At 43.6% G+C, this 24,750-nt stretch carries 23 protein-coding genes; 16 read left to right on the top strand and 7 right to left on the bottom strand.

Features of this window, described 5'->3' with window-relative positions:
• The first annotated feature begins 42 nt into the window (after nt 1–42).
• Complete coding sequence (locus tag B3Q63_RS12155; protein ID WP_271134551.1) at nt 43–813, top strand: ABC transporter ATP-binding protein; 771 nt, start codon at nt 43–45, stop codon at nt 811–813.
• Nucleotides 814–830: 17 nt separating this feature from the next.
• Here the strand turns inward: B3Q63_RS12155 and B3Q63_RS12150 are convergent, their stop codons facing one another.
• Together B3Q63_RS12150 and B3Q63_RS12145 are read right to left on the bottom strand one after the other, a co-directional pair.
• Nucleotides 831–2,183 (bottom strand): PepSY-associated TM helix domain-containing protein, encoded by a 1,353-nt coding sequence (locus tag B3Q63_RS12150; RefSeq protein WP_296177129.1) that lies wholly within the window; start codon nt 2,181–2,183, stop codon nt 831–833.
• A 156-nt stretch (nt 2,184–2,339) separates the two neighbouring features.
• Complete coding sequence (locus B3Q63_RS12145) at nt 2,340–4,436, bottom strand: TonB-dependent receptor domain-containing protein (RefSeq protein ID WP_296177126.1); 2,097 nt, start codon at nt 4,434–4,436, stop codon at nt 2,340–2,342.
• A 726-nt stretch (nt 4,437–5,162) separates the two neighbouring features.
• Here B3Q63_RS12145 and B3Q63_RS12140 point away from each other — a divergent pair.
• Nucleotides 5,163–6,596: a nucleobase:cation symporter-2 family protein gene (locus tag B3Q63_RS12140; RefSeq protein WP_296177123.1), complete on the top strand. Its 1,434-nt coding sequence runs from the start codon at nt 5,163–5,165 to the stop codon at nt 6,594–6,596.
• A 205-nt stretch (nt 6,597–6,801) separates the two neighbouring features.
• Here B3Q63_RS12140 and B3Q63_RS12135 read toward each other — a convergent pair whose 3' ends face one another.
• Nucleotides 6,802–7,476 (bottom strand): TetR/AcrR family transcriptional regulator, encoded by a 675-nt coding sequence (locus B3Q63_RS12135; protein ID WP_201624863.1) that lies wholly within the window; start codon nt 7,474–7,476, stop codon nt 6,802–6,804.
• A gap of 393 nt (nt 7,477–7,869) precedes the next feature.
• On the opposite strand from B3Q63_RS12135, the gene uraD reads away from it, so the two are divergent.
• From uraD to B3Q63_RS12085, 10 genes are all read left to right on the top strand, one after another.
• Nucleotides 7,870–8,391 (top strand): 2-oxo-4-hydroxy-4-carboxy-5-ureidoimidazoline decarboxylase, encoded by a 522-nt coding sequence (gene uraD, locus B3Q63_RS12130; protein WP_296177119.1) that lies wholly within the window; start codon nt 7,870–7,872, stop codon nt 8,389–8,391.
• Nucleotides 8,392–8,448: 57 nt separating this feature from the next.
• A complete protein-coding gene (gene uraH, locus B3Q63_RS12125) occupies nt 8,449–8,817 on the top strand; it encodes a hydroxyisourate hydrolase (protein ID WP_296177116.1) in 369 nt (122 codons plus the stop codon).
• Nucleotides 8,818–8,883: 66 nt separating this feature from the next.
• A complete protein-coding gene (locus tag B3Q63_RS12120) occupies nt 8,884–10,242 on the top strand; it encodes a urate hydroxylase PuuD (RefSeq protein ID WP_296177114.1) in 1,359 nt (452 codons plus the stop codon).
• Nucleotides 10,243–10,348: 106 nt separating this feature from the next.
• Nucleotides 10,349–11,329 (top strand): allantoinase PuuE, encoded by a 981-nt coding sequence (puuE, locus tag B3Q63_RS12115; RefSeq protein WP_296177112.1) that lies wholly within the window; start codon nt 10,349–10,351, stop codon nt 11,327–11,329.
• Between the two features lie 107 nt (nt 11,330–11,436).
• Nucleotides 11,437–12,273, top strand: a complete 837-nt coding sequence (locus tag B3Q63_RS12110; protein ID WP_296177111.1) for a bifunctional allantoicase/(S)-ureidoglycine aminohydrolase — start codon at nt 11,437–11,439, stop codon at nt 12,271–12,273.
• 152 nt (nt 12,274–12,425) lie between these two features.
• On the top strand, nt 12,426–12,947 hold the full coding sequence (locus B3Q63_RS12105) for an ureidoglycolate lyase (RefSeq protein WP_296177108.1): 522 nt from the start codon (nt 12,426–12,428) through the stop codon (nt 12,945–12,947).
• A 195-nt stretch (nt 12,948–13,142) separates the two neighbouring features.
• Nucleotides 13,143–13,448 (top strand): Trp family transcriptional regulator, encoded by a 306-nt coding sequence (locus B3Q63_RS12100; protein ID WP_296177106.1) that lies wholly within the window; start codon nt 13,143–13,145, stop codon nt 13,446–13,448.
• 72 nt (nt 13,449–13,520) lie between these two features.
• Entirely contained in the window at nt 13,521–14,939 is a 1,419-nt protein-coding gene (locus B3Q63_RS12095) for an anthranilate synthase component I family protein (protein WP_296177103.1), read from the top strand.
• Nucleotides 14,940–14,972: 33 nt separating this feature from the next.
• Nucleotides 14,973–15,635, top strand: a complete 663-nt coding sequence (locus B3Q63_RS12090) for an anthranilate synthase component II (RefSeq protein ID WP_296177101.1) — start codon at nt 14,973–14,975, stop codon at nt 15,633–15,635.
• A 262-nt stretch (nt 15,636–15,897) separates the two neighbouring features.
• Nucleotides 15,898–16,845, top strand: coding sequence for a DMT family transporter (locus B3Q63_RS12085; protein ID WP_296177098.1), 948 nt, complete (start codon nt 15,898–15,900; stop codon nt 16,843–16,845).
• A 156-nt stretch (nt 16,846–17,001) separates the two neighbouring features.
• Here B3Q63_RS12085 and B3Q63_RS12080 read toward each other — a convergent pair whose 3' ends face one another.
• The 4 genes from B3Q63_RS12080 to gdhA all read right to left on the bottom strand — a co-directional run bounded on the left by B3Q63_RS12080 (nt 17,002) and on the right by gdhA (nt 21,184).
• Nucleotides 17,002–17,745 (bottom strand): amino acid ABC transporter ATP-binding protein, encoded by a 744-nt coding sequence (locus B3Q63_RS12080; protein WP_296177095.1) that lies wholly within the window; start codon nt 17,743–17,745, stop codon nt 17,002–17,004.
• Nucleotides 17,746–17,823: 78 nt separating this feature from the next.
• On the bottom strand, nt 17,824–18,507 hold the full coding sequence (locus B3Q63_RS12075; protein ID WP_201624882.1) for an amino acid ABC transporter permease: 684 nt from the start codon (nt 18,505–18,507) through the stop codon (nt 17,824–17,826).
• Between the two features lie 53 nt (nt 18,508–18,560).
• Nucleotides 18,561–19,397 (bottom strand): amino acid ABC transporter substrate-binding protein, encoded by an 837-nt coding sequence (locus tag B3Q63_RS12070; protein WP_296177091.1) that lies wholly within the window; start codon nt 19,395–19,397, stop codon nt 18,561–18,563.
• Between the two features lie 440 nt (nt 19,398–19,837).
• Entirely contained in the window at nt 19,838–21,184 is a 1,347-nt protein-coding gene (gdhA, locus tag B3Q63_RS12065) for an NADP-specific glutamate dehydrogenase (RefSeq protein ID WP_201619695.1), read from the bottom strand.
• Nucleotides 21,185–21,875: 691 nt separating this feature from the next.
• Here gdhA and B3Q63_RS12060 point away from each other — a divergent pair.
• From B3Q63_RS12060 to B3Q63_RS12045, 4 genes are all read left to right on the top strand, one after another.
• Complete coding sequence (locus tag B3Q63_RS12060; RefSeq protein WP_010201036.1) at nt 21,876–22,238, top strand: roadblock/LC7 domain-containing protein; 363 nt, start codon at nt 21,876–21,878, stop codon at nt 22,236–22,238.
• A gap of 450 nt (nt 22,239–22,688) precedes the next feature.
• Nucleotides 22,689–23,183 carry a PAS domain-containing protein gene (locus B3Q63_RS12055; protein WP_201619697.1) on the top strand — a complete coding sequence of 165 codons (495 nt, stop codon included), beginning with the start codon at nt 22,689–22,691 and terminating at the stop codon, nt 23,181–23,183.
• Between the two features lie 3 nt (nt 23,184–23,186).
• Nucleotides 23,187–23,936, top strand: coding sequence for a PhnD/SsuA/transferrin family substrate-binding protein (locus B3Q63_RS12050; RefSeq protein WP_296177084.1), 750 nt, complete (start codon nt 23,187–23,189; stop codon nt 23,934–23,936).
• Between the two features lie 136 nt (nt 23,937–24,072).
• The gene (locus B3Q63_RS12045; RefSeq protein WP_201563180.1) at nt 24,073–24,699 is read left to right on the top strand and encodes a hypothetical protein; all 627 of its coding nucleotides are present in this window, start codon (nt 24,073–24,075) and stop codon (nt 24,697–24,699) included.
• The last annotated feature ends 51 nt before the right edge of the window (nt 24,700–24,750 follow it).

Here is a 24,750-nt window from a genome sequence, read left to right as displayed (position 1 = left end):
TATTCCAGTAGCGTTATAGCGTTTTTAAATCGGACCAACTGTATGATTAAACTCGATAATATCTCCCACCATATTGGCAAACAACAAATCCTGCATGACATTACCTTGTCTTTACCACCCGCACAAGTGATTGCTTTAATTGGCCCCAATGGCGCAGGTAAATCGACCTTATTTTCGGTAATGGCACGACTGCAACCGCTACAGTCAGGACGGGTAAGTTTTGCTGTAGATAATGAGGAACGTGATATCGTCAGCTGTCATGCTCGAACACTGTCTAAAACGGTGGCCATGCTCGGGCAAGACAACCAAGTACAAGGGCGATTACGCGTGCATGAGCTGCTGATGTTTGGGCGCTATCCCTATCATCAAGGGCAGCCAACGGCGAACGATGAGCAAAAAGTGCAGGATATTATCGAACGCTTTGAGCTAGAACCATTAGCCGAGCGTTTTTTATCGACATTATCCGGTGGTCAACGGCAGCGCGTACTGATTGCGATGATTGTCTGCCAAGATACGCCGTATTTATTACTTGATGAGCCGCTAAATAATCTAGATATGTACCATGCTGGGCGCTTGATGCGTGAGCTATGCGAGCTGAGTCATAGCCAGCAAAAAACGGTGGTGATTGTCCTACATGATATCAATCAAGCGGCGCAATTTGCCGATACTGTGGTCACGATGAAAGCAGGTCAGGTAATGGCAGTTGGTAAACCTGCCGACGTCATTACCCAAGAGACGATGAAGGACCTATATAATGTCGATGTGACGGTATTAAATCATCAAGGTCGGCCAGTAATTATAGATACGGTTTAAAGGTATAAACATCAGTTTTATCTCAATTTTTGTAAAACCTTCAAACGTTGCTGTCTACCCTTGGCCCATAGATACACACCTGTACCAGACAAGACCACCACCGCTAACCCAATCAATGCTAAGAATATTTGATACGCTAAATGACTGACGCCGTGACTGATATGTCCCATATGCAGCGTCGATAACCATTGGTCAGCTTTAGTGCCAAATGAGCTTTGATAACCGAAATTAACCTTTTCGACTTTGCCAGTCGCCGCATCCACTGTGATAGATGAAGCACCACCGTGAGTGCCGATATCTTTGTCGGTTTTAAAGCGCATCTGCCATTGATTGTCCTCTGCTACCCAGCGTATGCCCAATAATTTCTGTACGGTTACCCCGTTTTTTTGCGCGGCAATATTCGCCTGCTTGCTAACATACTCAATACTATTGGCTTTATTGACAATATCAGCAGTTGCGTTGATAACTGGCGTAACATTTGGCAGAACTTGCGCGCTAAATTTATCCGATTTATGCGACTTACCTTTTTCTCTTTCTTTGCCTTCTTTGCCTTCTTTACCTTCTCTGCTTTCAAGTCCTACCACCGCTTGCATCACTGGTTTATAAACTTGCTGCAAATTAAAACCGACACTCGACCACGCAATCACAAATAGCATCAGCCACAGCCATAAACCAAAGGCGTGATGCACATCATAATTGAGCTTAAAGGTATTGGTTTTGCGGCGGATTTTCCACGCCGATAGCCAGCGCTTGATAAAAGACGCGCGTTTTTTAACTGTTTTTCGATGGGTTTCATGACTCTTCTTCACGGTACGTGGCAAGGTTAAATAAAAGCCTATAAAGCAATTAATCGTCCATAGCAGTGCAATCACACCTAGCAGCAACTTACCGATATCGCCAAGCAATAAATCACGGTGTAGCCAAAACACCTTCCACATAGTATTGCGCCACGCCCATTCATCTTTATCACGCGTCCCTAATATATTGCCATTATAAGGATTTATATAAACCTCTTGAAACGGCGCTTTGGGCTGATTTTTGGCACTTTCACCGCGAACTCTATCGACCGAAAATACCGCAGATTTATCCGCTTCTAATGACGTTGGCATACTAGAAAAACGGTACTTCGGATAGGCGCTAATCACCTTATCATGCAGGGTTGCAATAGGGAGATGAGGCGTATTTTGGCGCTCAATATGAACCAATTGATAATTAAACATATCATCTAACTTGTCATGGAAAGCCAATAATGAGCCAGTAATGCCAGCCATGATTAAAAAGCCTGCCATCATAAGCCCAGTGTAACGATGAATCCAAAGGCAAATACGGCGCAGGTTAAATGCAAAAGAAGACAATAAAAATGAGGTCATAAGTGCTGATTCTTTATGAGAATATATGATTAATGGTGGGATAGCCAAAGCGCCATTTTTAAAAAAGAAGGCTTAATTTCTAAAAAAGGGCGATAAAAAAGCCAGCTCTTTTTTATAGAAAGCTGGCTTTTTTGCTACTAAAAAATAAGTGCGGGCTTAAAACTGATACGTCAATGATGCTTTAATATTACGACCTTTTTCAAAGTCAGTGCTATCATCTTTTAAAGGATCCAATCTTGATGAATGACTGGCATAAGCTTCATCGAAAAGATTGTAAACGCCGACCGTCGCTTTTAGTCCTTCAATTTGTCTTGGCGAATAGTTCATAAAAATATCATGGACGTCATAGCTTGGTTTTTCAATATCATTTGCGCCAGTATTTGGCATCACTGAAGCGACATACGTACTGCGCCAGCCAATATCTGTGGTCTCTGTTGGGGCATAAGCCAGATTGACCATATATTTATCACCTGATTCTGAGCTACTTCCGGTCACTGATGGAATGCTGTAGCCTGTGTCTTCACCTTTACTGCGCGCGCGTGAATAGCTCAAACCCATACTAAAGTTATCCATTTTATAATCAGCGGCAAGCTCAATACCTTTAATATTGAAGTCTTCAGTACTATTGACAGTACCTTGACAACGGTTTCCATCGTCAGCTTTGTTATAAGTTTGGAATGGTGCTCCACTCTCACAATTCAGACCTGGACGCGTACCACCTGATCTCACAAATTCAATATAGTTTTCGATATCGGTTTCAAAGTATTTACCGCTTAGTTGCAGTGCATCACCAGCTACCGTTAGGTCACGTAAGGTTGTGACGATTCCTACTTCAGCGTTAGACCCTTCTTCTGCTTTTAAGTTATTATTAACGTACGTTTTATCACCATCTGAATTAAAGATGGTTTGACTTAAATCAGGACCATTAAATAACTGTGTGTAGCTAGCGAATACTTGCGTTAGTGGTGCAATCTCATAGCTAGCTGCCAAAGCACCAACGACGTTGTCATAGGTTTTGCCACCAGCGATAAAATCAGGCGATTTGTAACGATCATAACGCACGCCTGGCGTTAGGCTAAATTTGCCGTTTGTCCATTGGTCTTCTAGATAAACAGAGGTATTTGTTGCTTCGTCTGACCCTGTTTTGACGAAGTTGCGCTCCATCTCAGATTCTTTTTTATAATGCTCAATACCAGATACGAGCTTGTGGGTGCCAACATTGGTAGCAATGTTACTGGTGTTTTGGATTTTTGCGCCTGTGGTTTGAACTTCAGCGTTAAAATCAAAACTACCTACATAGGAGGAATCACGTAAAATCTGCGTTTTGGTCTGATACACATTGGTATCTACATTAACCAATGGATTGCTAGGATTGAACTTATAATCAATACCATACGTATCGCGCTTTACTTGTTGTGGGATTACCTTAAGACCTCCAGTATTAGGACTACTTGGAAAGTCAGGACGGAATGGGAAAATACCTTTCTTTTCAGTACTGCTAAAGTTTGCACCAATATGATGATCATCAGCAATATAAGCACCCGCTTTTAATAAGATACTTTCAGTTTTACTGTCTTCAAACAGCTCACGACCGTTACCATCTTCGCCAGAATCGCTATCACGCTTGCCATAATAAGCCAGTAAATCAACATTGTCCGTTGGGGCGGCAAACACCGTGGCTGACGTCAGCAGTTCATCATTATTACTGGCATAGCCTGCGTGAACTTTAGCACCGATTCTTTGACCCGGTTTTAGCAAGTCAGCCGCATCAACGGTTGTAAAAGCCACCGCCCCACCAATGGCATCATTACCGAGCGTGACAGAATTGTTGCCCACCGCCACATCCGCTTGCTTGAGCAAGTCAGGATCAAGGGTCAAATCGCCCATATGATAGAACAGCTTGCCTTCTTGGCGCGCGCCATCAATGGTGACTTTTAGGTTGCTGTCTTCAAGACCACGAATACGAATACGCTGATTGACTGCTGAGGTGCCACCTACGGTAACCCCAGGAACGACATTCAAAAAATCGCTCAAATGGCTTGCTTGCTGCGCTGGAGTATAGTCTTCGACATAAACCCCATCTTCTTGGACTTTTTCGCGGACTGAGCTATTGGCGGTCACCGTGATGGTTTGTAAGGTGGTACTAGGCAATTCCTCCGCCGCCATTGCCATCTGTGACCATAAAATAGCTGAAACCGTCATGGATAAGACCGTTAATTGATTAGAAAATGTTGCTGACTTAACTTCACGCATAACACACTCACTTTACTTACTATTAGGATTGAAGGAATTAAGAGCCACTTTTGAGAATTTATTTAAGAAGGTTTTTATAAAGCTTATAAGGACTTTACTCTACAACGACCGCTCTACCACTGCGCTAAAAAAATCTGTATCACCTATAAACTTGTAATACTCATTAATCTGCAAATTGTATTGCGAATCACATAGGTAAAGTTAATGATAATTATTAGCATTTAAATTATGACAGGCATAATAACGAAGTATTAACAATTTGGCAATAAATAATGTGAGAAATTCACTTCAATGATTAGGTTGTGAATGTAATCTGGCAAAAGATAGTAAGTATCCACTCCTTATAAACAATTGATAATCTCAGGGTTTTTAGCCAGAGAGCTTGGACTGTGCGCTTTTAAGCTATCATTATGGCGATATAAATAAATCTACGAGTATGAAAAAAAACGTTGCAATAGCAGAGCCTTTCACTATACCCTTTAGATAGCTGACCAATTAGTCAGGTTTTTATTACAATGATTGGCAATTTGATAAATAATGGTTAGGTATGGTTATTTATTAGCACAAGGATAAGTGCGATTTTCTGTTGGCGATTGGCTGTTGAATAGATAAGCAATATGAATTGCTCTAGCGATGACATTATTTTTATCGACTCTAGGTAGTTATGATATTGCTGAGTAAATGCCGCAGAGATTGGACTAAAAGTCACTTCAGGAGGAAGCCAAGATGAGTGAGCACACTCAAGGGAACCGCGATTTATTATATGGTTTGCACAATCGCCCCGCCCCTGCAAAAGCCTTTTTAGGCGCAACCCAGCACGTACTTGCGAGCTTTGTCGGCATCATTACGCCATCACTAATTATAGGCGGCGTACTAGGTTTAGGAGAACACATCCCCTACCTCATCAGTATGTCTTTGATGGTATCAGGGGTTGCGACCTTTATTCAGACCCACAAAGTTGGACCCGTAGGCTCTGGATTGATGGCGCTACAGGGTACCAGTTTTGGTTTTTTAGCGGCGGTATTGGCAGCAGGTTTTGTGGTAAAAAACAAAGGCGGTAGTCCAGAGGAAATTCTCTCTGTGATTTTTGGGGTCTCGTTTCTCGGAGCATTCGTCGAGATTTTCTTAAGCCAATTTATTACCAAGCTTAAATCCTTGATGAGCCCTATCGTGACGGGTTGCGTGATTGTCACTATCGGACTTTCATTGACTAAAGTGGGTCTGACCGATTTGGCAGGCGGCGTCGGAGCAGAGAACTTTGGGAGTATGCAGAACCTATTGCTCGGTGGTGGTGTACTGGTCAGCGTGGTACTAATTAGTATTATTGATAATAAAGTTATTCGCTCAAGTGCCATCTTTATTGGGTTAATGCTAGGCTTGATTGCCGCGATGTTTATGGGACGTATTGATTTCTCATTGGTCGCTGAAGCCCCTATCTTTACCCTACCTGTTCCTTTTAAATTCGGCTTTGGCTTTGAGTGGCAAGCGTTTATCCCCATTGCTTTTATGTATATTATTACCAGTATTGAAACCTCAGGGGATTTGACGGCGACCTCGATGATTTCAGGCGAACCCATTAAAGGCCCGTTATATGAAAAACGTATCAAAGGTGGGGTGTTAGGTGACGGGGTTAACTCGCTGATAGCGGCGGTATTCAACACCTTCCCGGTGACGACCTTTAGCCAAAATAATGGTGTCATTCAGATGACCGGCATCGCTAGCCGATATGTCGGCTTTTATGTAGGTGCTATCTTATTTACCATGGGCATGTTCCCTATCCTCGGCGCAATTTTTACGCAATTGCCAAAGCCAGTCGTTGGCGGTGTAACACTGCTGATGTTTGCCACCGTTGCCACTGCTGGTATTCGTATCCTATCGACAGTTGAGTTTACCCACCGTAATATTTTAATCATTGCAACATCACTAGGCTTATCAATGGGTGTGGCCTTTGTGCCGGATGTATTCGCCCAAACGCCCCAGTTATTCCGCAATATCTTTGGTTCTGCCGTGACGATGTCAGGTATCGTTGCTATCGCTCTCGATATGATTTTGCCAAAAAATTACGGTGTCGAGTTTGATGAGCCAGAGCAACACGCTGAAGAAAAGCTAACGCCTGTTCGTAAAATATCTGAGAGTGCTATTGAAGGTCAGATATTATAGTTGTCATAACGGATATCATAGTTTTGATAACGGATATCATGATTGTCATAACAGATATCATGATTGTTATAAAATTCCATTGAGCGCAGTGAGAGATTTTTTCTGCTTTTCAATCACTGCCTTAACGATAAAGTCGTCATAACGCTTTATCGTTAAGGCGATTTTCTGTACGTACTTTTTTATTTTGAATAGACTATATAAGATATTAAAGCCCGCAACCACGCAAAATAAATGGCACTAAAAAATCAGCAGCACGCGCTTCATCTTGCTTATCGTATTTATCCTTACCCATTAAACCGACGATTTCTGTCTCAAACTCGGCATAGCGTTGCGTCGTGGCCCAAATCAAAATTAGTAATTGTAATGGATCGCTAACACCAATCTTGCCTTGTTCATACCAAGTTTTCATGACCTGCGCTTTATCAACTGCCCATTCTTGCATCGTCGTTGACATAAAGTCGTGCAAGTGCGGTGCTCCGCCAATGACTTCAAGTGCAAACAGCTTATGTTGGTTTGGGTGCGCAAATGCTTGATGCAGTTTCGTGCGCACAAATTTTTCGATCACTTCCTTGGGGTCACTCTCGACTGTCATGGTCACCAAGCCCTCATTCCACTCTTGGATGATAGAGTGCAGTACCGATTGGTAGAGGTTCTTTTTATTTTTAAAATAGTAATGAATATTGGCTTTTGGCAGCTCAGCTCTGTCAGCAATACCTTGCATCGTCGCACCGCGAAATCCTTGTAACACGAACTCTTCTTCTGCGGCTGCCAAAATGACAGCCTGATTGTGCGCACGAATGTCTTGCTGATTGCGCTGGACATTTTGCTCTACAAGCACTTCTGAGCTCTCTGAGGTATTAACGTCGTTCTCGTGCGCCATATCTTTTCCAGTTGTAACACTTTTATTCGTATATTTTTTAGTTATAACACTTTTAATTGTATTGCTGATGGCCATGATTAGTAACGCCTGTAATGATGTTCAATGAGTGACGATGCGCCAATGTAGGTTTATATTTTAATAAAGCGTAAGGCTTATGGCCTGATTTTTATGAAAAATAATTCACTAATGTAAATTATTTGCATAAAGTAGTTGACCAAATGGTCAGGTTTTAGGAGAATGGTTAATATTAAAGCAATTACTGATTGATGCATACCCATTTAGCATGAGATTTTTCATCAATAGATACTAATCAATAGATATTAGCATGCCGCTATACATCAATATCAGCTTATTCAGCCCTATGGATTGGGGACAAAGGAAAAGGATGCCACTGTGAAATTATCGCTACAGCAATTTAACCACCTAGCGCCAGCCGACGCGACCTCACTTCTATTGACCTGTTGCACCAGTACAGCGTGGGCAACAGAATTAGTCAGTAACCGTCCTTTCACTGATATAGATAACTTACTTACTCATAGTGACAACGCGTGGCAACAAGCACAATCCAACGAGGCCAATTTGCTTGAGGCCTTTGACGGCCACCCGCAAATCGGCAACGTCGACTCGCTAAAAGAAAAATACCGCAACACTCAAGACAGTGCCGCGCATGAGCAATCAGGCGCAAATGGCGCTGAGGATGAGGTGATTGCCGCCTTGGCGCAAGGCAATCAAGATTATCTCGATAAATTCGGTTTTATCTTTATCGTGTTTGCGACTGGCAAGAGTGCGCAGCAAATGCTGGATTTACTGTTAGCACGCTTGCCAAACGATCGCGCTACTGAGCTGGTCAATGCCGCTGCTGAGCAAAATAAAATTACCCGTTTACGCTTACAAAAACTGCTGGGCGCCGCTTAACGTACATTCTTTAATTTAAACTTTGCCTTACTGGTTCACTATATAAAAGGAATTATCATGTCAGGTACTCTCTCATCCCATATCTTAGATACCCATCTTGGCAAGCCTGCCGCTGACATAGCGGTAACGCTACACCGCATAAGCGCAAGCGGTGAGGCCTCATTATTAGCCAATGGCGTCACCAACGCTGATGGACGCGTGACACCAGACAGCTGGTTATTTAACCCTACTATTGATATTGCTGAATATCACTTAGATGTTGGACGTTATACCTTAACGTTTGATACTCAAGCTTACTTTGATACACAAAACCTCACGGCTTTTTATCCGCAAGTAGTCATCGACTTTATCATAAGTGATAACGGTCACTATCATGTACCGCTGCTACTTAGCGCGCATGGCTACAGCACATATCGCGGCTCGTAAAGGTATTACGTTATCGTTTAAAAGCACACTGGATGAAAGAACATTGGACAAAAGGACACTTGCCACATGGGCGCATATCTTCTCGATTGGGTAGCTTTATTTTTTCGCTGGTTTCACGTTATCGCTGGGATTGCATGGATTGGCGCGTCTTTCTATTTTGTTTGGTTGGATTTAAGCTTGCGAAAACCGCCACAGTGGAAAGCCGATAAAGGTATCTCGGGTGACTTATGGGCAGTACACGGTGGCGGCTTTTATGAGATTGCCAAATACAAGCTTGAACCTGAAGAGATGCCAAAGACCCTGCACTGGTTTAAATGGGAAGCTTATACCACGTGGCTGACTGGTATGGCGATGCTTGCTATCGTCTATTATGTCAATGCAACAGCTTACTTGATTGATCCTAGCAAAGTCGCTTTTGGTAGTAGTATCGGTGCCATATCAACCAGCTTATTATTCTTATTTGGCAGCTACTTTATTTATGAGGTGATTGTTCGCAGTCACTTAGGTAAAAACTCGTTTATTTTTAGTACCATTATTTTTATCTTATTAGTCATTGCTTGTTGGGGTTCTTATCAGTTATTTAGTGACCGAGCCTCATTTATCCATATCGGTGCCATATTGGGTACGGTCATGGCAGGCAACGTCTTCTTTGGCATTATGCCCGCTCAACGTGCGCTTGTAGATTGTGTGCGGCGCGGCGAAAAGCCAGGTAAAGAAGTCGCCGATTTAGCATTACAAGCAAAAAACCGCTCATTGATGAACAACTACTTTACCTTACCGCTTATCTTTACCATGATTAGTAACCACTATCCGATGATGTATTCTCATGCACACGGCTGGTTGGTATTGGTCTACGTCGGCATCATCACGGCGATTGTTCGCCATTACTTTAACCAGAAGCATTTGGACAATCATAAGCCGCGCTATTTGGTTATCCCTGCTGTTTTAACCGTTTTATTGATTATTTGGATGCGTCCAGCGCCAATTGAGCCGTTACCTGCTGCTAGTTCCCCAGTAGCTACCGCGCCTACAGCGAATGACAGCACGCCACCAACGGCTGGCTATGACGTAGCAAGTAACGCGGTTAATTCTGATGCCAGTTCTGATGCCAGTTCTAATGCCAGCTCTGATGTTAAGTCTAATGAAAACGTTACCGCCGCAGCAATTCCAGTGACGGCCTCAGCTGACGATGCCATCATGAATGTTGTGCATACGCGCTGTAGTACTTGTCATGCCGCGCAGCCAACTCAGCAAGGATTTGCAGCGCCGCCAGCAGGTATTATCATCCAAACACCGTCAGATATGAAAATCCATAAAGATAAAATCATTACGGCGGTACAAACAGGCTATATGCCACTCGGCAATCTGACTCAATTGACTGATGCAGAACGCCAACAAATCGTTGCTTATACCTCAGGTTTGTAGCTTTAAATGTTAGTAGCTAAGTAGCTATTCAGCAAGGCTCACCCTTGTTTTGCTTTAGTTGCTTTAGTTGCTTTAGTTTATTTAAAATATTTAGGATATATTTACAATGAATAAAAAAATAACCAGCGATTTTAATCACGATACCTATGCACGCGACCTAAAAGGCTATGCAGGCAATCCACCGAAAGCTAATTGGCCGGGCGGTGCAAAAATTGCTGTGCAGTTCGTTCTCAATATCGAAGAAGGTGCTGAGAACAGCGTTATTCATGGCGATGCAGAATCAGAACGTTTTTTGTCCGATATCTTAGGCACACCCTCATTTAATAACCGTCATCAGTCTATCGAATCGGCCTTTGAGTATGGTAGCCGTGTCGGTGTGTGGCGGGTGCTTGATGTGTTTAAAGACTATGGCCTGCCTATTACTACCTTTACTTGTGCTGCAGCTGCTGAAAAGACACCGCATATTATCGAGCGCGTCTTAGAGGACGGTCACGAAGTCGCCAGTCACGGACTGCGCTGGATTACCTATCAATATATGTATCGTGAGACCGAGCGCGAGCATGTGCGCCGTGCTACTGAAATCTTTGAGCGGATGCTTGGTGGGCAGCCGTTAGGTTGGTACACAGGTCGTGATAGTCCCAACACTCGTGAGCTGGTCGCCGAGCAAGGTGGCTATATTTATGACTCCGACTCTTATGCTGATGAGCTGCCTTACTGGCTTAATGTTAAGGTAGAAGACGGTAATAAAATCGCTCGTAAGCCGTATCTGGTTATTCCTTATAGCCTTGAAACCAATGACATGCGCTTTTCATCAAGCCCTGGATTCACTCATGCCGAACCCTTTTATCAGTACCTAAAAGACAGCTTTGACACGCTTTATGAAGAAGGTCAGCACACGCCAAAAATGCTGACCATCGGTTTGCATTGCCGTATCATTGGCCGCGCTGGTCGCATCACCGCGCTTAAAAAGTTTCTAAAATATATTACTAGTAAGCCCGATGTTTGGGTCTGTCGCCGCGATGAGATTGCCAAGCACTGGTATGAAAACCATCCCGCCACGGCTGATAATACCGCTGACTGGATGTAACCTTACGTTCAGATAATAAGTTCAGATAATAAGTTCAGATAATAAGTTCAGACACCAATTTTAGACACCAGTTTATCGCGGCACAAAACCATTAAGGATTATTAACCATGTCAATAAAAAGCACTTATTATGCACCAACTGGCGGCTTGCCTCCGCAAACACAGCTATTATCCGATCGCGCTATCTTCACCGAAGCGTATGCGATTATCCCCAAACGTGTACTAACCGACATTGTTACTAGTTACCTACCGTTTTGGGAAGGCATGCGCATGTGGGTGATTGCCCGTCCTTTAAGCGGTTTTGCAGAAACCTTCTCACAATACATTGTTGAAGTCGCACCAAATGGCGGCTCAGAAAAGCCTGAGCTGGATACCACCGCAGAAGCCGTATTATTTGTCGTTGAAGGTGCAATGGATATTTCTATTGAAGGCGAAGCGCATCATCTTGAAGCGGGTGGCTATGTATTTTTACCACCGGCATGTAAGTGGACACTGAAAAACAATAGCGACAAGCACGTTAAATTCCATTGGATTCGCAAAGCTTATCAGTTTGTAGACGGTATTGATGCGCCCGAACCTTTTGTCACCAGCGATCACGATGTTGCAGCGATTGAGATGCCCGGTACTAATGGTGTCTGGGCAACCACCAGATTCACCGAGCAATCAGATATGCGTCACGATATGCATGTGAACATAGTCACTTTTCAACCCGGTGGCGTGATTCCATTTGATGAAACGCATGTTATGGAACATGGTTTGTATGTGCTAGAAGGTAAAGCGGTATATCACTTAAACGGTGAATGGGTAGAAGTCGAGGCGGGTGATTTTATGTGGCTGCGCGCATTTTGCCCACAATCTTGTTACGCCGGCGGACCCGGTCCATTTAGATATTTACTATATAAAGATGTGAATAGACATATGCCATTTATTCGCCCGGAACGATAAGACATCCGCAACAATAAATAGTATAAAAGCATAATCGTTAATGCGAGTACGGGTCTATGGTAAATTTACTGCTACTGCCAATTAAACGACCCTATCAATTAACTCACGTTACTAACTCAACTAACGTTATTAACCCTTATTAAGGTGAATTCATGAGTACTACAATCATAGCCAAACCTTTGACTAAAGCTGAGTTTGCGCCCTATGGTAAGGTTATTGAGCCGTATGATAAAGACGAAGAAACGCCTGAAAATTGTTATGAGATTAACAATGGCTACGCCAAGCGCCATCATGCTATCGCTGAGTCTAAGCTCGATGGTGGCAGTGTTGGTATGAGTATTTTCTGTGCCAAAAAGCGCGAATTTCCTATCGCCTTATCAGTAATGGAATATCACCCATTTGGTACTCAGGCTTTCTTTTCGATGAATGGTCAGGATTATATTATCGTGGTTGCGCCTAAAGGCGAGCCGCCACAGTCTGCTGATGATTTGACTGTATTTCATGCCAAATCGCATCAAGGTGTACAATATGACGCCAATGTTTGGCATCATCCCCTGCTCGCACTTGGTCGTGATTCTGACTTTTTAGTGATTGACCGTATCAACGGTGAAGGCAAAAACTGTTATGATCTCGATATCAATGATTGGCGGGTACAAATTGAGCTTGCAGAATAGACCAGCCAGCTAATGGCGATTAGTTGGCTTTGTATGCTTAATAGCTCAGATTTAACAAATGATACTTGTTCAATAAAAAACATTATATCGATTACTGTCGAAACATTAAGTCAGATTACTTGTTTTTCTTGTACTACTGTACTAGAATACTGAAACAAGATATTATTTGCCCGACTATTATAAAGATTACATACTATGAGCACTAACCCCTACCACAGTTTATTAACTCATCTCGCAAATTGCAGTGACAGTGCCGCTATTGAGCGGCTATTCAGTGCGTTATTGACCGATAAAGAGCAGCAAGAAATCGCCAATCGTATCCGTATTTTTGATTTTCTTGAACGCGGTGTGACCCAGCGTGAGATATCTGAGCAACTGGGAGTTGGTATCGCCACTGTCTCGCGCGGTGCTAAAGCAATGCAAGCACATGATGTGAGCGCTTTATTAAAGACTCATAGAGAAAGTACATCTATAAAAAGCACACCTACTAAAGACGCTTAACTCGTTAAAAATTATGATGTTAATCTGCCTTATTTTTATTTGATAAATCATTGAACTATTTTGGACATTGTTATGACCTCTGCTACCTCCAAGCCTAACCAACCTGCTGCCATTGATATTCCTAGTAAGCCACAGCGCATTAAACTCACGCAGGATATCGATTTTTTCGCACTATTTAAACGTATTGAGCGCGCTTTTGAAACTTGTTATTTGCTTGAATCATTGGGTGAAGACGGTCATATGGCGCGCCATCATGCCATTGGTTTTGACCCTGTTATGACCATTGCTGCATTGGACCGTAGCACATTAGCGATTACTGACAATAAAACCGCTGAAACCAGTCACTATCAAACGGGCAACCCTTATGAGCTACTACGTAAAATCACCCCGCAGCACGTTATCGCCCGTGACCAAAGCGGTGGACTGGTCGGCTATTTAGGCTATGACAGTGTTAATTTCTTTGAGCCAAGTCTCAATGCTAAAGCCAGTGACGACTTTGAACCGTTTAAATTTGGTGTTTATTTAGATGGTCTGACACTAGATAAGATGACCGGTGAGATTTTCTATTTCTATTATCCGACCGCGCAGCAAGACAATCGTATCGAGCAAATCAAAGCCTTACTTGATGCGCCCATTCCAAGCTATGAGCCGCCAACCGTGGAGTTTTTGGGTGATGGTATGAGCCAAAATGAGCATGCCAAAGTCGTTATGCAAGTCAAAGAAGACATCATCTCTGGGCGTATCTTTCAGTGTGAGGTTGGCTTTAAATCCAAATACCACATTGTAGGCGACAAGATGCCGATTTATGAAAAGCTGCGTGCGGTCAATCCGTCACCGCATATGTACTTTATGAAATTTGCTCAGCAGTGCATCATTGGCGCCTCCCCTGAGCTGCTGTTTCGCTTACGTCAAGGTGAGATGGAAACCTATCCACTGGCAGGTACGGCCAAGCGCGGCGTCGATATAGTAGAGGACCGTAAGCTTGCCCGCGCTTTGCTAAACGATGCCAAAGAGATAGCCGAGCACAATATGCTCGTGGATTTGCATCGTAACGATATCGGTCGCGTCGCACGTTTTGGTACGGTCAAAGTACGTAGTTTAATGGATATCAAACGCTTCTCACACGTCCAACATATCTCCTCTGAAATTGTTGGGATTTTGCATCCTGATGAGGACATGTTTAGCGCCCTTGCCAGCAACTTCCCCGCTGGTACCTTATCTGGCGCACCAAAAGTCGAAGCAATCAAAGTCATTAACGAGCTAGAACCTGATGGTCGCGGTGCTTATGGCGGTGCGCTTGGGTCGTTTAACTTTAATGGCGATTGTATCTTTGCCATTCCTATTCGTAGCTTATTTATTAATGGCGAATCCGCCTATGCGCAAACCTGCGGCGGCAATGTTTATGACTCCAACCCTGCTGATGAATACTTAGAAATTCAGCGTAAGCTTTCTGCCATGAAAGTGGTCTTAGACAGCTTTATGACAGCCTAAACTCCCTATATTTCAGCAAAGAGCTTATGACTTATGAATGTTTTAATTATCGATAACTACGACTCTTTTACCTTTAATCTTTATCAATATATCGGTGAGATTCTGCAAACCATGGACAGTGATAAAGACGGTACTAAAGAAGCAGCCAACGTTATCGTCAAGCGTAATAACGAGATTACCTTGGCCGATGTGCAGGCGATGAATCTTGACCGTATCATCATCTCACCCGGTCCTGGTGCCCCTGATGACCCTGCTTATTTCGGTATTTGTGCAGAGGTGATAGAAGTCATGGGCAAAACAACGCCGCTGCTTGGCGTCTGCTTGGGTATGCAGGGTATCGCCCACGTATTTGGCGGTGACGTGGTACGAGCTGGCGTGCCGATGCATGGCAAGGTTTCAGCCATTCGCCATGATAATGCAGGTGTCTATCAAGGCTTGCCACAACAGATAGAAATCATGCGCTATCATTCTTTAATGGTGCAAGCAGATACCTTACCTGACTGCCTAACCGTCACTGCCGTCGTTGCTAATGACGAACATCGTGATTTAAGTTTGGCTGACTCGGCACTAGCAGGAGATGAGATTATGGGATTGCATCATACAGACTATCCGATTCAAGGCGTACAGTTTCACCCAGAGTCCTTTGCCACTGAAGGGGCTAAGCGCTTGCTAAGCAACTTTTTACTGCAAGTTTAAACCATGCAGCCCAAGTAAATTGAACTTTAAGTTTAATCGACTTGTATTAATCCTTCATTAACGCTTTAATGATAGATTGAAAACAACAAACAAAAGGCAGCCTTTAACAAGGTTGTCTTTTGTTATTTCAGCATAGTACTAAGTACTATGCAATGAGCAGGGAGCAATAGGCAACGAGCACCAAGTCAAAAAAAGCGCCATTAGCTAAAAGACTGACACAGCTTATTGTTTGAATTTTCTAGCAAATAAAATAGAGAGCGATATGGCAAATACCGGTAGCGCAATGTCAGCACGGCAGTCATGGATAGGCACCATTCAAATTATCACAGCCGCTGTCTGCTGGGGTACTTTGGGAATATTTTCGACCTACCTCAATCAAATCGGCTTTAGTGGTTGGCAAATTACTATTTTGCGTATTGTGACTGCCGCTTTCATTATTCTCATTATGTTACCAAAGCTATGGCCATACCTCATTAAGCTGCGTCCAAAGCAGTGGCTTGGACTGGCGATACAATCGTTGATTGGCGTACTCGGCATGTCGGTATGCTATTTCTTTGCCGTTATCTATGTTGGTGCAGGTCCTGCCGTTGCCTTGCTTTATACCGCGCCCGTTTTTAGCTTATTATTTTCGGCAGTTTTGCTGAATGAATCCATTACTCGGCAGTCAGCATTACTGGCGCTCATGGCAGTATTTGGTGTTGGTTTAACCATGTTAGGCGATGCGGCACAGGTCAACTGGGGCATTGTGCTTGGGCTGCTATCAGGCGTATGTTATTCCCTCTATGGCGTACTCGGCAAGCGCGCGATGCACTATGCGCACCCTGCTCCTTTGGTGTTTTTTACTTCTATCATTATCAGTGCTGGCGTATTACTTTTACTACCCGAGACCTATAAAACGTATGGGCAATTATTAACTTTGCCTTTGCATACGTGGGGCTACGCCTTGGGACTGTCTTTGATTGGAACGGTCGTGCCCTTTGCCCTCTATATGAAGGCCTTGGAGAAGCTGCCTGCCACTCGTGCATCGGTTTTTACTATCTTTGAGCCGTTGACGGCGATTGCTTTAGCGACGCTATTACTGCATCAGTCATTATCATGGATTCAATATTTAGGCGTGGTACTCATTCTACTAGCGGCTTTATTTAATGCGGTGTTAAATGGTACGACCACTCGTGTACCGCGTTGGTTAAAGAGACGGCAAAAGGTTTAGTCTCACGTTCTATTGGTTTTTATAAGACAAAAAAATCCCCAGCCATGACATCATAGTTGGGGATTTTGCTTAACCGCTTGTCTGTGTCTAAAAACCTTATTTTACAATAGAATACTTACAGCATATAAGCTTGATTAAGACCTTGAATCATTCTAACTATTCAGTGATACGCTGTAAAAACGCTTGCGTGCGTGGATGCTTTGATTGCTCAAATAACTGCTGCGCGCTGCCCTCTTCGACCACCACACCGTCTTCAATCAAGACCACATGATCAGCGACATCACGGGCAAAGTTAATTTCGTGGGTCACCACAACCATCGTCCAGCCTTCAGAGGCCAGCTGCTTCATCGTTCCAAGGACATCTTGTACCAGCTCTGGATCAAGCGCAGAGGTTGGCTCATCGAACAACAGTAACGACGGTTCAATAGCCAGCGCACGGGCAATACCAACTCGCTGCTGCTGACCACCAGATAGCTGAAACGGGTACAAATCCGCTTTATCCGATAGCCCGACCTTTTCGAGTAATGCTAAAGCCTGCTCGCGTGCTTGCGCTTTACTTTGTCCTTGTACCACCGTCGGCCCAAGCATTAAGTTTTCAAGCGCGGTCTTATGCGGAAACAAATTATAAGACTGAAATACCATCCCAGCTTTACGTTGCAGTGCCAGCAAGGTTTTCTTTTTAGGCTTAGTAGCAAAGTCGACCGTCAAGCTACCATCATCAAAAGCAATAACCCCTTGATCAGGGATTTCTAGCGCATTTAGACAACGCAAAAAGGTGGTTTTACCCGAGCCTGACGGTCCTAATATCACAACCACTTGACCTTTATGAATGGTCAAATCAATGCCTTTGAGCACTTGATTACTACCAAAGGCTTTGTGAATATTGCTGACTTGAATCATAAAAGTTCCTGTTACGCGGTTAATGCTACATGCAGATATTGCTAAAACTGTCGTAAAATGAGTAGATGAGCAGATAAACTACTTAGCCACATAGCGGTCGAGTCGGGTTTCAAGCTTACCTTGGATAAAGGTCAAGAACAGACAAATACCCCAATAAATAACCGCCGCTTCAGTATAGACCAGCATAAACTCATAGTTACGCGCGGTGATAATCTGGGCTTCTTTAAATAGCTCAGTGACCAGTACCAATGATGCCAACGACGTATCCTTTACCAAACTAATAAAGGTATTGGATAACGGTGGCACTGAAACGCGTAACGCTTGCGGCAAAATCACATGGCGAAAGGTCTGTAGATACGTCAAGCCGACGGTTGAGCCTGCTTCCCATTGCCCTTTTGGAATAGACAAAATCGAGGCACGTACCGTCTCTGACGCATAAGCACCGATATTTAACGAGAAAGCTATAATCGCAGATGGAAAGGGATCAAGCTTTAAGCCAACACTTGGCAGCCCATAAAAAATAATAAATAGCTGCACCAGCATCGGCGTGCCGCGAATGGCAGACACGTAAATGCGGGCAAGTCTATAGATAATCTCATGGAACCAACCAGCACGCGGCACGATACGAATCAGCGCCACTGTCAGCGCAATGGCCATACCAATCGCAAATGAAATCAATGCCAGCGGTATCGAAAAATAGATACCGCCTTTGAGCATTGGCCAAAACGAATTGATGACAATTTGCGCCCGCGCAGGGTCCATAAATGGCAGTAGTGCCAGTAGTTCAGCTAACATAGACGTGATCGAAGCGAGCATTATTTTTGTTGACTTATATCAGCACCAAAGAATTCTTCGCTAAGTTTGGTTAGCGTCCCATCGGCGATTAGCGCAGCCATGGCTTCGTCTAGTTTTGCAACAACGGCATCATCACCTTTTAGCAATACCAATCCCGAACCGGTCTGCTCACTAACAGGGGCCGTCAGTTTAATCTCAAGCGCACTGTCGGGGAATTTCTTTAGATAATCCAATACGGCAAGATTGTCATTCATAGTAAAGTCAGCGCGGTCTTGTTTGACCAATTGAATCGCTTGCGCCATACCGTCTACAGGGACGACTTCTGCGCCATAACGCTCGGCTAGCTCGCCATAGTTACTGCTAAGCGACTGCGCTGAACGTAGACCTTTTAGGCCTTCCCACGAGCTATAACGATTATCATCAGTTGGTGCTAATACTACCGCGCCTGACCAGCTATAAGCGGTCGCTTTATCATATTTTGCTAAACGCTCAGGGGTGGTTAGACTGACCTGATTGGCGACCATATCAAAACGCTTGGAGTCGAGTCCTGCCAGCATCGCATCCCACTGGGTTTCTTTAAATTCAACCTCAACGCCTAGTTTGTCAGCAACGGCACGCGTCACTTCGACATCATAACCAGTAAGCTTACCGCTCTCATCATGATACGTGAACGGCGGATAAGTGCCTTCAGTACCGACGTTGATGGTGCCGCCATTATTGATACGCTGGAGCAAATCAGAACCACCTGTTGCGGCACTGTCAGCTGCATTGGTTTCGGCGTCAGTAGTAGGTGACTGATTACAAGCGGCAAGCAGTAAGGTGCTGGCGGCAAGGGCTAAAAGAGTACGACGTTTCATAAGACGTCCTTATAAAGTAGGTGAATAATGCAAAAAAATATCAGACCAACAAATAGGGAGAAAACGAGCAAACAGTTTTGACTAAAAATCGCGCCTATTGACTGTCATGCTTGGCTTTGGCTTCCCGATTTGAGGATGCTAAAGATATTTTTCAATACTGTTTTTATATTATGTTGCATAGGTCACGCTAAGTGACGGTTAACATTAATAATAATTTTAACCGACCATGCTGATTATGCAACACTGACTTACTCCTATACTAACGTAATTGGGTAAGGATAAACGTACAAAAACAGTGAGCATGGGTAAGATTGCTAGCATCTACTGGCTGATAAATATTTATGTCTCAACTTTTAAATAAAACCAGCTATAAAAAAACCGCGCCTATCATATAAGATAAGCGCGGCTTTTAAGAGACAGCGTTAGTTTTTAAGAAATGCTTAGTTCAAAATCCCATAAGCACATAGCGCATCAGCCACACGCTTAAAGCCAACGATATTGGCACCGGTCATATAGTCGATATAGCCATTATCAGTCTGACCATAATTTTCTGACGCTTCAGCGGCGCAGTCATGGATGTTTTTCATGATGCACTTTAAGCGCTCATCGACTTCTTCAAAGGTTTTATATTGGCGTACTGAGTTTTGCGACATCTCAAGACCAGAGACGGCAACGCCGCCGGCATTGGCCGCTTTACCTGGCGCATAGTGCACACGGTGCAGACGAACGTAATCAATCGCTTCAGCGGTCAATGGCATGTTAGCGCCTTCGGCAATATATTTGATGCCGTTTTCAACCATTAACTTGGCATCGTCTTCGTTGACTTCGTTTTGGGTCGCTGATGGAATGGCGATATCACCTTTGATATGCCATGGCTTTTGCTTGGCCAACCACTCACCACCATACACATCGACATAGTCACACAATGGCTTGCTTTGGGCTTTTTGCTGTTTTAGCCAATCAATTTTTTCTTGATCCATGCCATTTGCATCATAAAGCGTCCCTTGTGAGTCAGATACGGTCAGTACCGTTGCACCCAGCATATGCGCTTTTTCAGCAGCATGTAGTGACACGTTACCAGCACCTGATATCAGTACCTTTTTGCCTTTGATATTGTCGTTTTGCGCAGCAAGCATACTCTCTAGGAAATAAACCGCGCCATAGCCAGTCGCTTCGGTACGCATCAAGCTACCACCAAAACCCACGCCCTTACCAGTCAAGACACCGCCGTGTTCACGCGTCAGGTTCTTATACATCGCAAACATATAGCTGACTTCGCGTCCGCCGACACCGATATCACCAGCCGGCACATCGATGTCTTTACTGATGTAAGGATGCAGCTCACGCATAAAGGCGTAGCAAAAACGACGGATTTCGCTGTCAGACTTACCCTTAGGATCAAAATCAGCACCACCTTTAGCGCCGCCCATTGGTAAACCTGTCAAAGCATTTTTAAAAATCTGCTCAAACCCTAAAAACTTTAGTACCGATTGGTTGACGGTAGGATGGAAGCGTACGCCCCCTTTATAAGGACCCAAGGCATTACTGAACTGCACACGCCAGCCGCGGTTTACCTGTACTTCACCTTTATCGTTTTCCCAGTTGATACGAAAAGCGAAAACACGGTCAGGCTCAACCAGGCGCTCAAATATTTTAAAAGTATCATATTCCGGGTGGGCGTCGTATAGCGGAGCAATGGTGATTGCAACTTCTTTTACCGCCTGAATAAACTCAGGTTGGTGGGCGTAACGTGCTTCGACTTTTTCGATTGCCTGACTGATACTCATATAGGTTCCTTAGGGTAAAAATTGTAATCATGCTGATTTACACCGGCGTTTTATCGCTTAACCGCAAACGATGGGATGCAAAACGCGAGCGTGGGATTGAAATCGTGCCTATACGCTGCTGGGTGCTAGGTATAGGAACTGGTGGGATTAGAAGCCAACTGATTGTGTTTCTAAATCATAAACCCAGAAGCACAAACAAGTTTTATCTCATAACTATATATCATTTTTTTGGTGTATAAGTCTAGTAAATATCGCCATCATGAAAAGTTATAATGGACATTTTTCTCATTATAGGCTATCGACGACGTGGTCGTGAAAACTCATCGGTCAAAAAACCTTTACATTTATTTGGCTTTTCTAATGCCAGTGCACCGACAAAACATAGGACGATGACATGGCATTCACTGTTTTATTTAACGATTGAGATTATTAGAAAAGATTCAAACTGGTAAAACACATTAATAATAACCAACTTATATTTACTAATAAAAGACTGTCTAAAATAGACGGTCAAAAAAGTGCACTCAAAGGTTAAAAATAAGCAACTTTCAGCCTTTAACGAGAGTTTCTCTATATCAATGCTAATAGTAAGGGTTTATAATATTGCCCGCTCATCAAAGACTATTGAAGATTTTATTCCTTCTTATTGTGTCACTTTTTCCATTTAATCACTCGTTACAGAGAAATTGTTATGCGTACAGATTCATTCCAGCAAATCTTAGAAGACCTAAACAGCTCATCAGCCGATGTGGAAGCATCTGCCCTTATCTCTAACGACGGTCTTATGATTGCATCAGCCTTGCCGACAGGCGTTGATGAAGACCGTGTTGGCGCGATGTCTGCCGCTTTATTGTCATTGGGTGACCGCGCAGGTCGTGAATTGGCTCGTGGTAGCATCGACCGTATTATGATCCAAGGCGAAAAAGGCTACGTGATTATGACTTCATCAGGCGATGAAGCGGTATTAACCATTATGGCAAAACCAAATGCCAAACTGGGCTTGATTTTCTTAGACATTAAACGGGCCTCTGAAGCCCTTGCAAAACTGATTTAACTGCTAAATTTAAAGGTTTGTCGATACAGTGTTATACCACATTCATACGATAAATCGCTTTAGAAACAATATTTTAATAAACAACACTTTAAATGAAAATTGACGCTCTGTCTTATAAAAATTATTTAAGGTAATGCACACTGTTTATATTGAATGCCTGATTGTTGAATAGCTGATTGTTGAATAGGTGGTTGTTGATATAGATGATTAACATTGATACCTGTTTAGCTTTGGGCGACTTTGCAAGATTCATCACTATAAAGCCAGTATCGAGCATATATCGAGCCTTATTTAGCTGTTTTAGCAGTTAAGTGTTTTATTTGAGTTTAACCATTTGGTTTCAGACAGCGGCTTACGTAATAAATTTTAACGATAGATGTCAGGCCATAAACTGAAACCAAATCCGCTTTTTAATAATTATCAAAATAATGATAAATAAAGGAGATTACAATGGGTTCTCCACTCCCCGACGCCATGAAGCCTGAGATGCCTGCCGAACAAGTCAGCATGACTTATCACGATGGCACTTCGCGCACTGTTTATGATACCGGTATCGAACGCCCTTACCCTGATGGTAAGCTGATTGTGTCACGTACCGATTTAAACGGCGTTTTGACGCACGTTAATGATGCCTTTGTCGAGATTAGCGGCTATGACGTCGATGAATTAATTGGCAAGCAGCATTATATTTTACGTCACCCTGACATGCCAAAAGCGGCCTATAAAGACTTATGGGCGACCGCTGCTGCTGGGCAAAAATGGCATGGCTATGTGAAAAACTTATGTAAAGATGGCAGCCATTATTGGGTGTATGCCACTGTGGTGCCAAACGTGCGCCGCGGCGAAACCGTTGGCTATACTTCGGTGCGCCGTAAGCCATCACGCAGCAAGATTGATGCGGCAATCGCTCAATATGCCCAAATGAAACAAGACGAGGAAGGCTAAATCATGACGACACATAATATGTTAATCGCCCCTGATTTTTCGCCTGAGCGTTTTGCAGGCTGGCACATGTTTAACACTTTGATTCAAAAGCGTGCCAATCTCAATATGCACCTAAACATACCCGCCTCGCAGGCTGAGCAACAAGGCATTATCAATCAAGGCGATATTCAGGTTATTTATGCCAATCCTTTTGATGCTGCGACCCTTATCCGTGAGCAAGGCTACCGTGCGGTTGCGCGCCCTATCGGCAAATCTGATGAGATGGTCATCACCGCTGCCGCCAATAGCGATATCAATAGCCTAGAGGACATCAAAGCTGGCGCTACCGTGGCGATGGCCGATAATCGTGATGTCAAGCTGATTGGTTTACGCCTGCTTGAAGCGGTCGATATAGCAGAAGCCGACCTTAATTGGACGGTGACTGAGACTTATCAAGCGGCAGCGCGCCAAGTGATTAAAGGTGATGCGCAAGTGGCATTCTTTATGGCGGAGATTTTCCATAGTTTTTCACGTCTAACCAAAGCACAGCTATCAGTGCTAATTGAGAGTGATTTGGCAGATATCAGCCACGTCTTATTGATTAAAGACGGCTTCCCTGATACTGATATCTTGATGGATGCGATTCTTAACCTGCATAACGATGATGATGGTAAAGAAGCCTTGGCTGAACTTGGCATGCCGCAAGGTTTTGAAGCCATGGACGAAGAAGACGCTGAATTTATGATTGATTTAATGCAAACCTTACTTGATTAGCAGATTCATTGTTCATGATTCATGATTCATGGTTAATTGGCATCTTACTTAAGTCATAGTGGTTGTTTAATAGCGCTAAACAATAACTGTTAAACCGCACTTATTGAATAACAGCTATGACTAACAGGACACGCTTATGTCTGATTTAGATCTCATCAAAGAAAGTGAAATGGCGGCGCGGCGCGTCTATCGTCTTTACTCACGTAAGATATTTATCGCCCCCAATAATCGTCATTTTCACGAACAACGTATCAATGCCGCGCTACTGCTAAACGAAAAAGAGCCGCTGCAAGGCGCGGTGGCCGATTTCTTTTATGGCTGCTGGTATGACATCCCCTATGATGTCACCAATATGTTTACCCGCTTGCAAGGTCGCATGCTGCCGCATATCGAACAAGGCTTTCGCGATTGTATTGATAAAAAAAGCTATATTCAAAAAAACAGCATGCTAGCAACGCGCTGGAGCGTACTGGTATCGCCATCGTTAAATGAACAAAGCCAGCGGCTGCGCATCAGTAGTGATGACGCCAAAGAAATCGCTAAAGATATCACTAGCGACTTGATGCTCGCGCGCGATAATCAAGACTGGGACACCATAGAGCAAATCGAAAACGAGTTTTTTGCCCATTGTATCGCTCGTCATGACCGTCTGGCGTTCTCCTTGGTGTGGTTTCGCTTGGGCAAAAGTGATTGGCAATTCGATGAGCGCTGGAATCATTGTCAGCAAAAACTTGACCAAACTAAAAATGTACAAGACGCTTAAAGCCTCAATCATTTTTAACCCCATCATAAAAAATCCATCTAACGGGTAGCC

Source organism: Psychrobacter sp. UBA2769 (assembly GCF_002352555.1).
GTDB lineage: Bacteria > Pseudomonadota > Gammaproteobacteria > Pseudomonadales > Moraxellaceae > Psychrobacter > Psychrobacter maritimus.
This window is presented reverse-complemented; position numbering and strand designations above follow the sequence as displayed.

Excerpts from the sequence above, each read along its gene's own strand:
- B3Q63_RS12155 (WP_271134551.1), top strand. The coding sequence starts at position 43 with ATGATTAAACTCGATAATATCTCCCACCATATTGGCAAACAACAAATC.
- B3Q63_RS12150 (WP_296177129.1), bottom strand. The coding sequence starts at position 2,183 with ATGACCTCATTTTTATTGTCTTCTTTTGCATTTAACCTGCGCCGTATT.
- B3Q63_RS12145 (WP_296177126.1), bottom strand. The coding sequence starts at position 4,436 with ATGCGTGAAGTTAAGTCAGCAACATTTTCTAATCAATTAACGGTCTTA.
- B3Q63_RS12140 (WP_296177123.1), top strand. The coding sequence starts at position 5,163 with ATGAGTGAGCACACTCAAGGGAACCGCGATTTATTATATGGTTTGCAC.
- B3Q63_RS12135 (WP_201624863.1), bottom strand. The coding sequence starts at position 7,476 with ATGGCGCACGAGAACGACGTTAATACCTCAGAGAGCTCAGAAGTGCTT.
- uraH (WP_296177116.1), top strand. The coding sequence starts at position 8,449 with ATGTCAGGTACTCTCTCATCCCATATCTTAGATACCCATCTTGGCAAG.
- B3Q63_RS12120 (WP_296177114.1), top strand. The coding sequence starts at position 8,884 with ATGGGCGCATATCTTCTCGATTGGGTAGCTTTATTTTTTCGCTGGTTT.
- puuE (WP_296177112.1), top strand. The coding sequence starts at position 10,349 with ATGAATAAAAAAATAACCAGCGATTTTAATCACGATACCTATGCACGC.
- B3Q63_RS12110 (WP_296177111.1), top strand. The coding sequence starts at position 11,437 with ATGTCAATAAAAAGCACTTATTATGCACCAACTGGCGGCTTGCCTCCG.
- B3Q63_RS12105 (WP_296177108.1), top strand. The coding sequence starts at position 12,426 with ATGAGTACTACAATCATAGCCAAACCTTTGACTAAAGCTGAGTTTGCG.
- B3Q63_RS12100 (WP_296177106.1), top strand. The coding sequence starts at position 13,143 with ATGAGCACTAACCCCTACCACAGTTTATTAACTCATCTCGCAAATTGC.
- B3Q63_RS12095 (WP_296177103.1), top strand. The coding sequence starts at position 13,521 with ATGACCTCTGCTACCTCCAAGCCTAACCAACCTGCTGCCATTGATATT.
- B3Q63_RS12090 (WP_296177101.1), top strand. The coding sequence starts at position 14,973 with ATGAATGTTTTAATTATCGATAACTACGACTCTTTTACCTTTAATCTT.
- B3Q63_RS12085 (WP_296177098.1), top strand. The coding sequence starts at position 15,898 with ATGGCAAATACCGGTAGCGCAATGTCAGCACGGCAGTCATGGATAGGC.
- B3Q63_RS12080 (WP_296177095.1), bottom strand. The coding sequence starts at position 17,745 with ATGATTCAAGTCAGCAATATTCACAAAGCCTTTGGTAGTAATCAAGTG.
- B3Q63_RS12075 (WP_201624882.1), bottom strand. The coding sequence starts at position 18,507 with ATGGACCCTGCGCGGGCGCAAATTGTCATCAATTCGTTTTGGCCAATG.
- B3Q63_RS12070 (WP_296177091.1), bottom strand. The coding sequence starts at position 19,397 with ATGAAACGTCGTACTCTTTTAGCCCTTGCCGCCAGCACCTTACTGCTT.
- gdhA (WP_201619695.1), bottom strand. The coding sequence starts at position 21,184 with ATGAGTATCAGTCAGGCAATCGAAAAAGTCGAAGCACGTTACGCCCAC.
- B3Q63_RS12060 (WP_010201036.1), top strand. The coding sequence starts at position 21,876 with ATGCGTACAGATTCATTCCAGCAAATCTTAGAAGACCTAAACAGCTCA.
- B3Q63_RS12055 (WP_201619697.1), top strand. The coding sequence starts at position 22,689 with ATGGGTTCTCCACTCCCCGACGCCATGAAGCCTGAGATGCCTGCCGAA.
- B3Q63_RS12050 (WP_296177084.1), top strand. The coding sequence starts at position 23,187 with ATGACGACACATAATATGTTAATCGCCCCTGATTTTTCGCCTGAGCGT.
- B3Q63_RS12045 (WP_201563180.1), top strand. The coding sequence starts at position 24,073 with ATGTCTGATTTAGATCTCATCAAAGAAAGTGAAATGGCGGCGCGGCGC.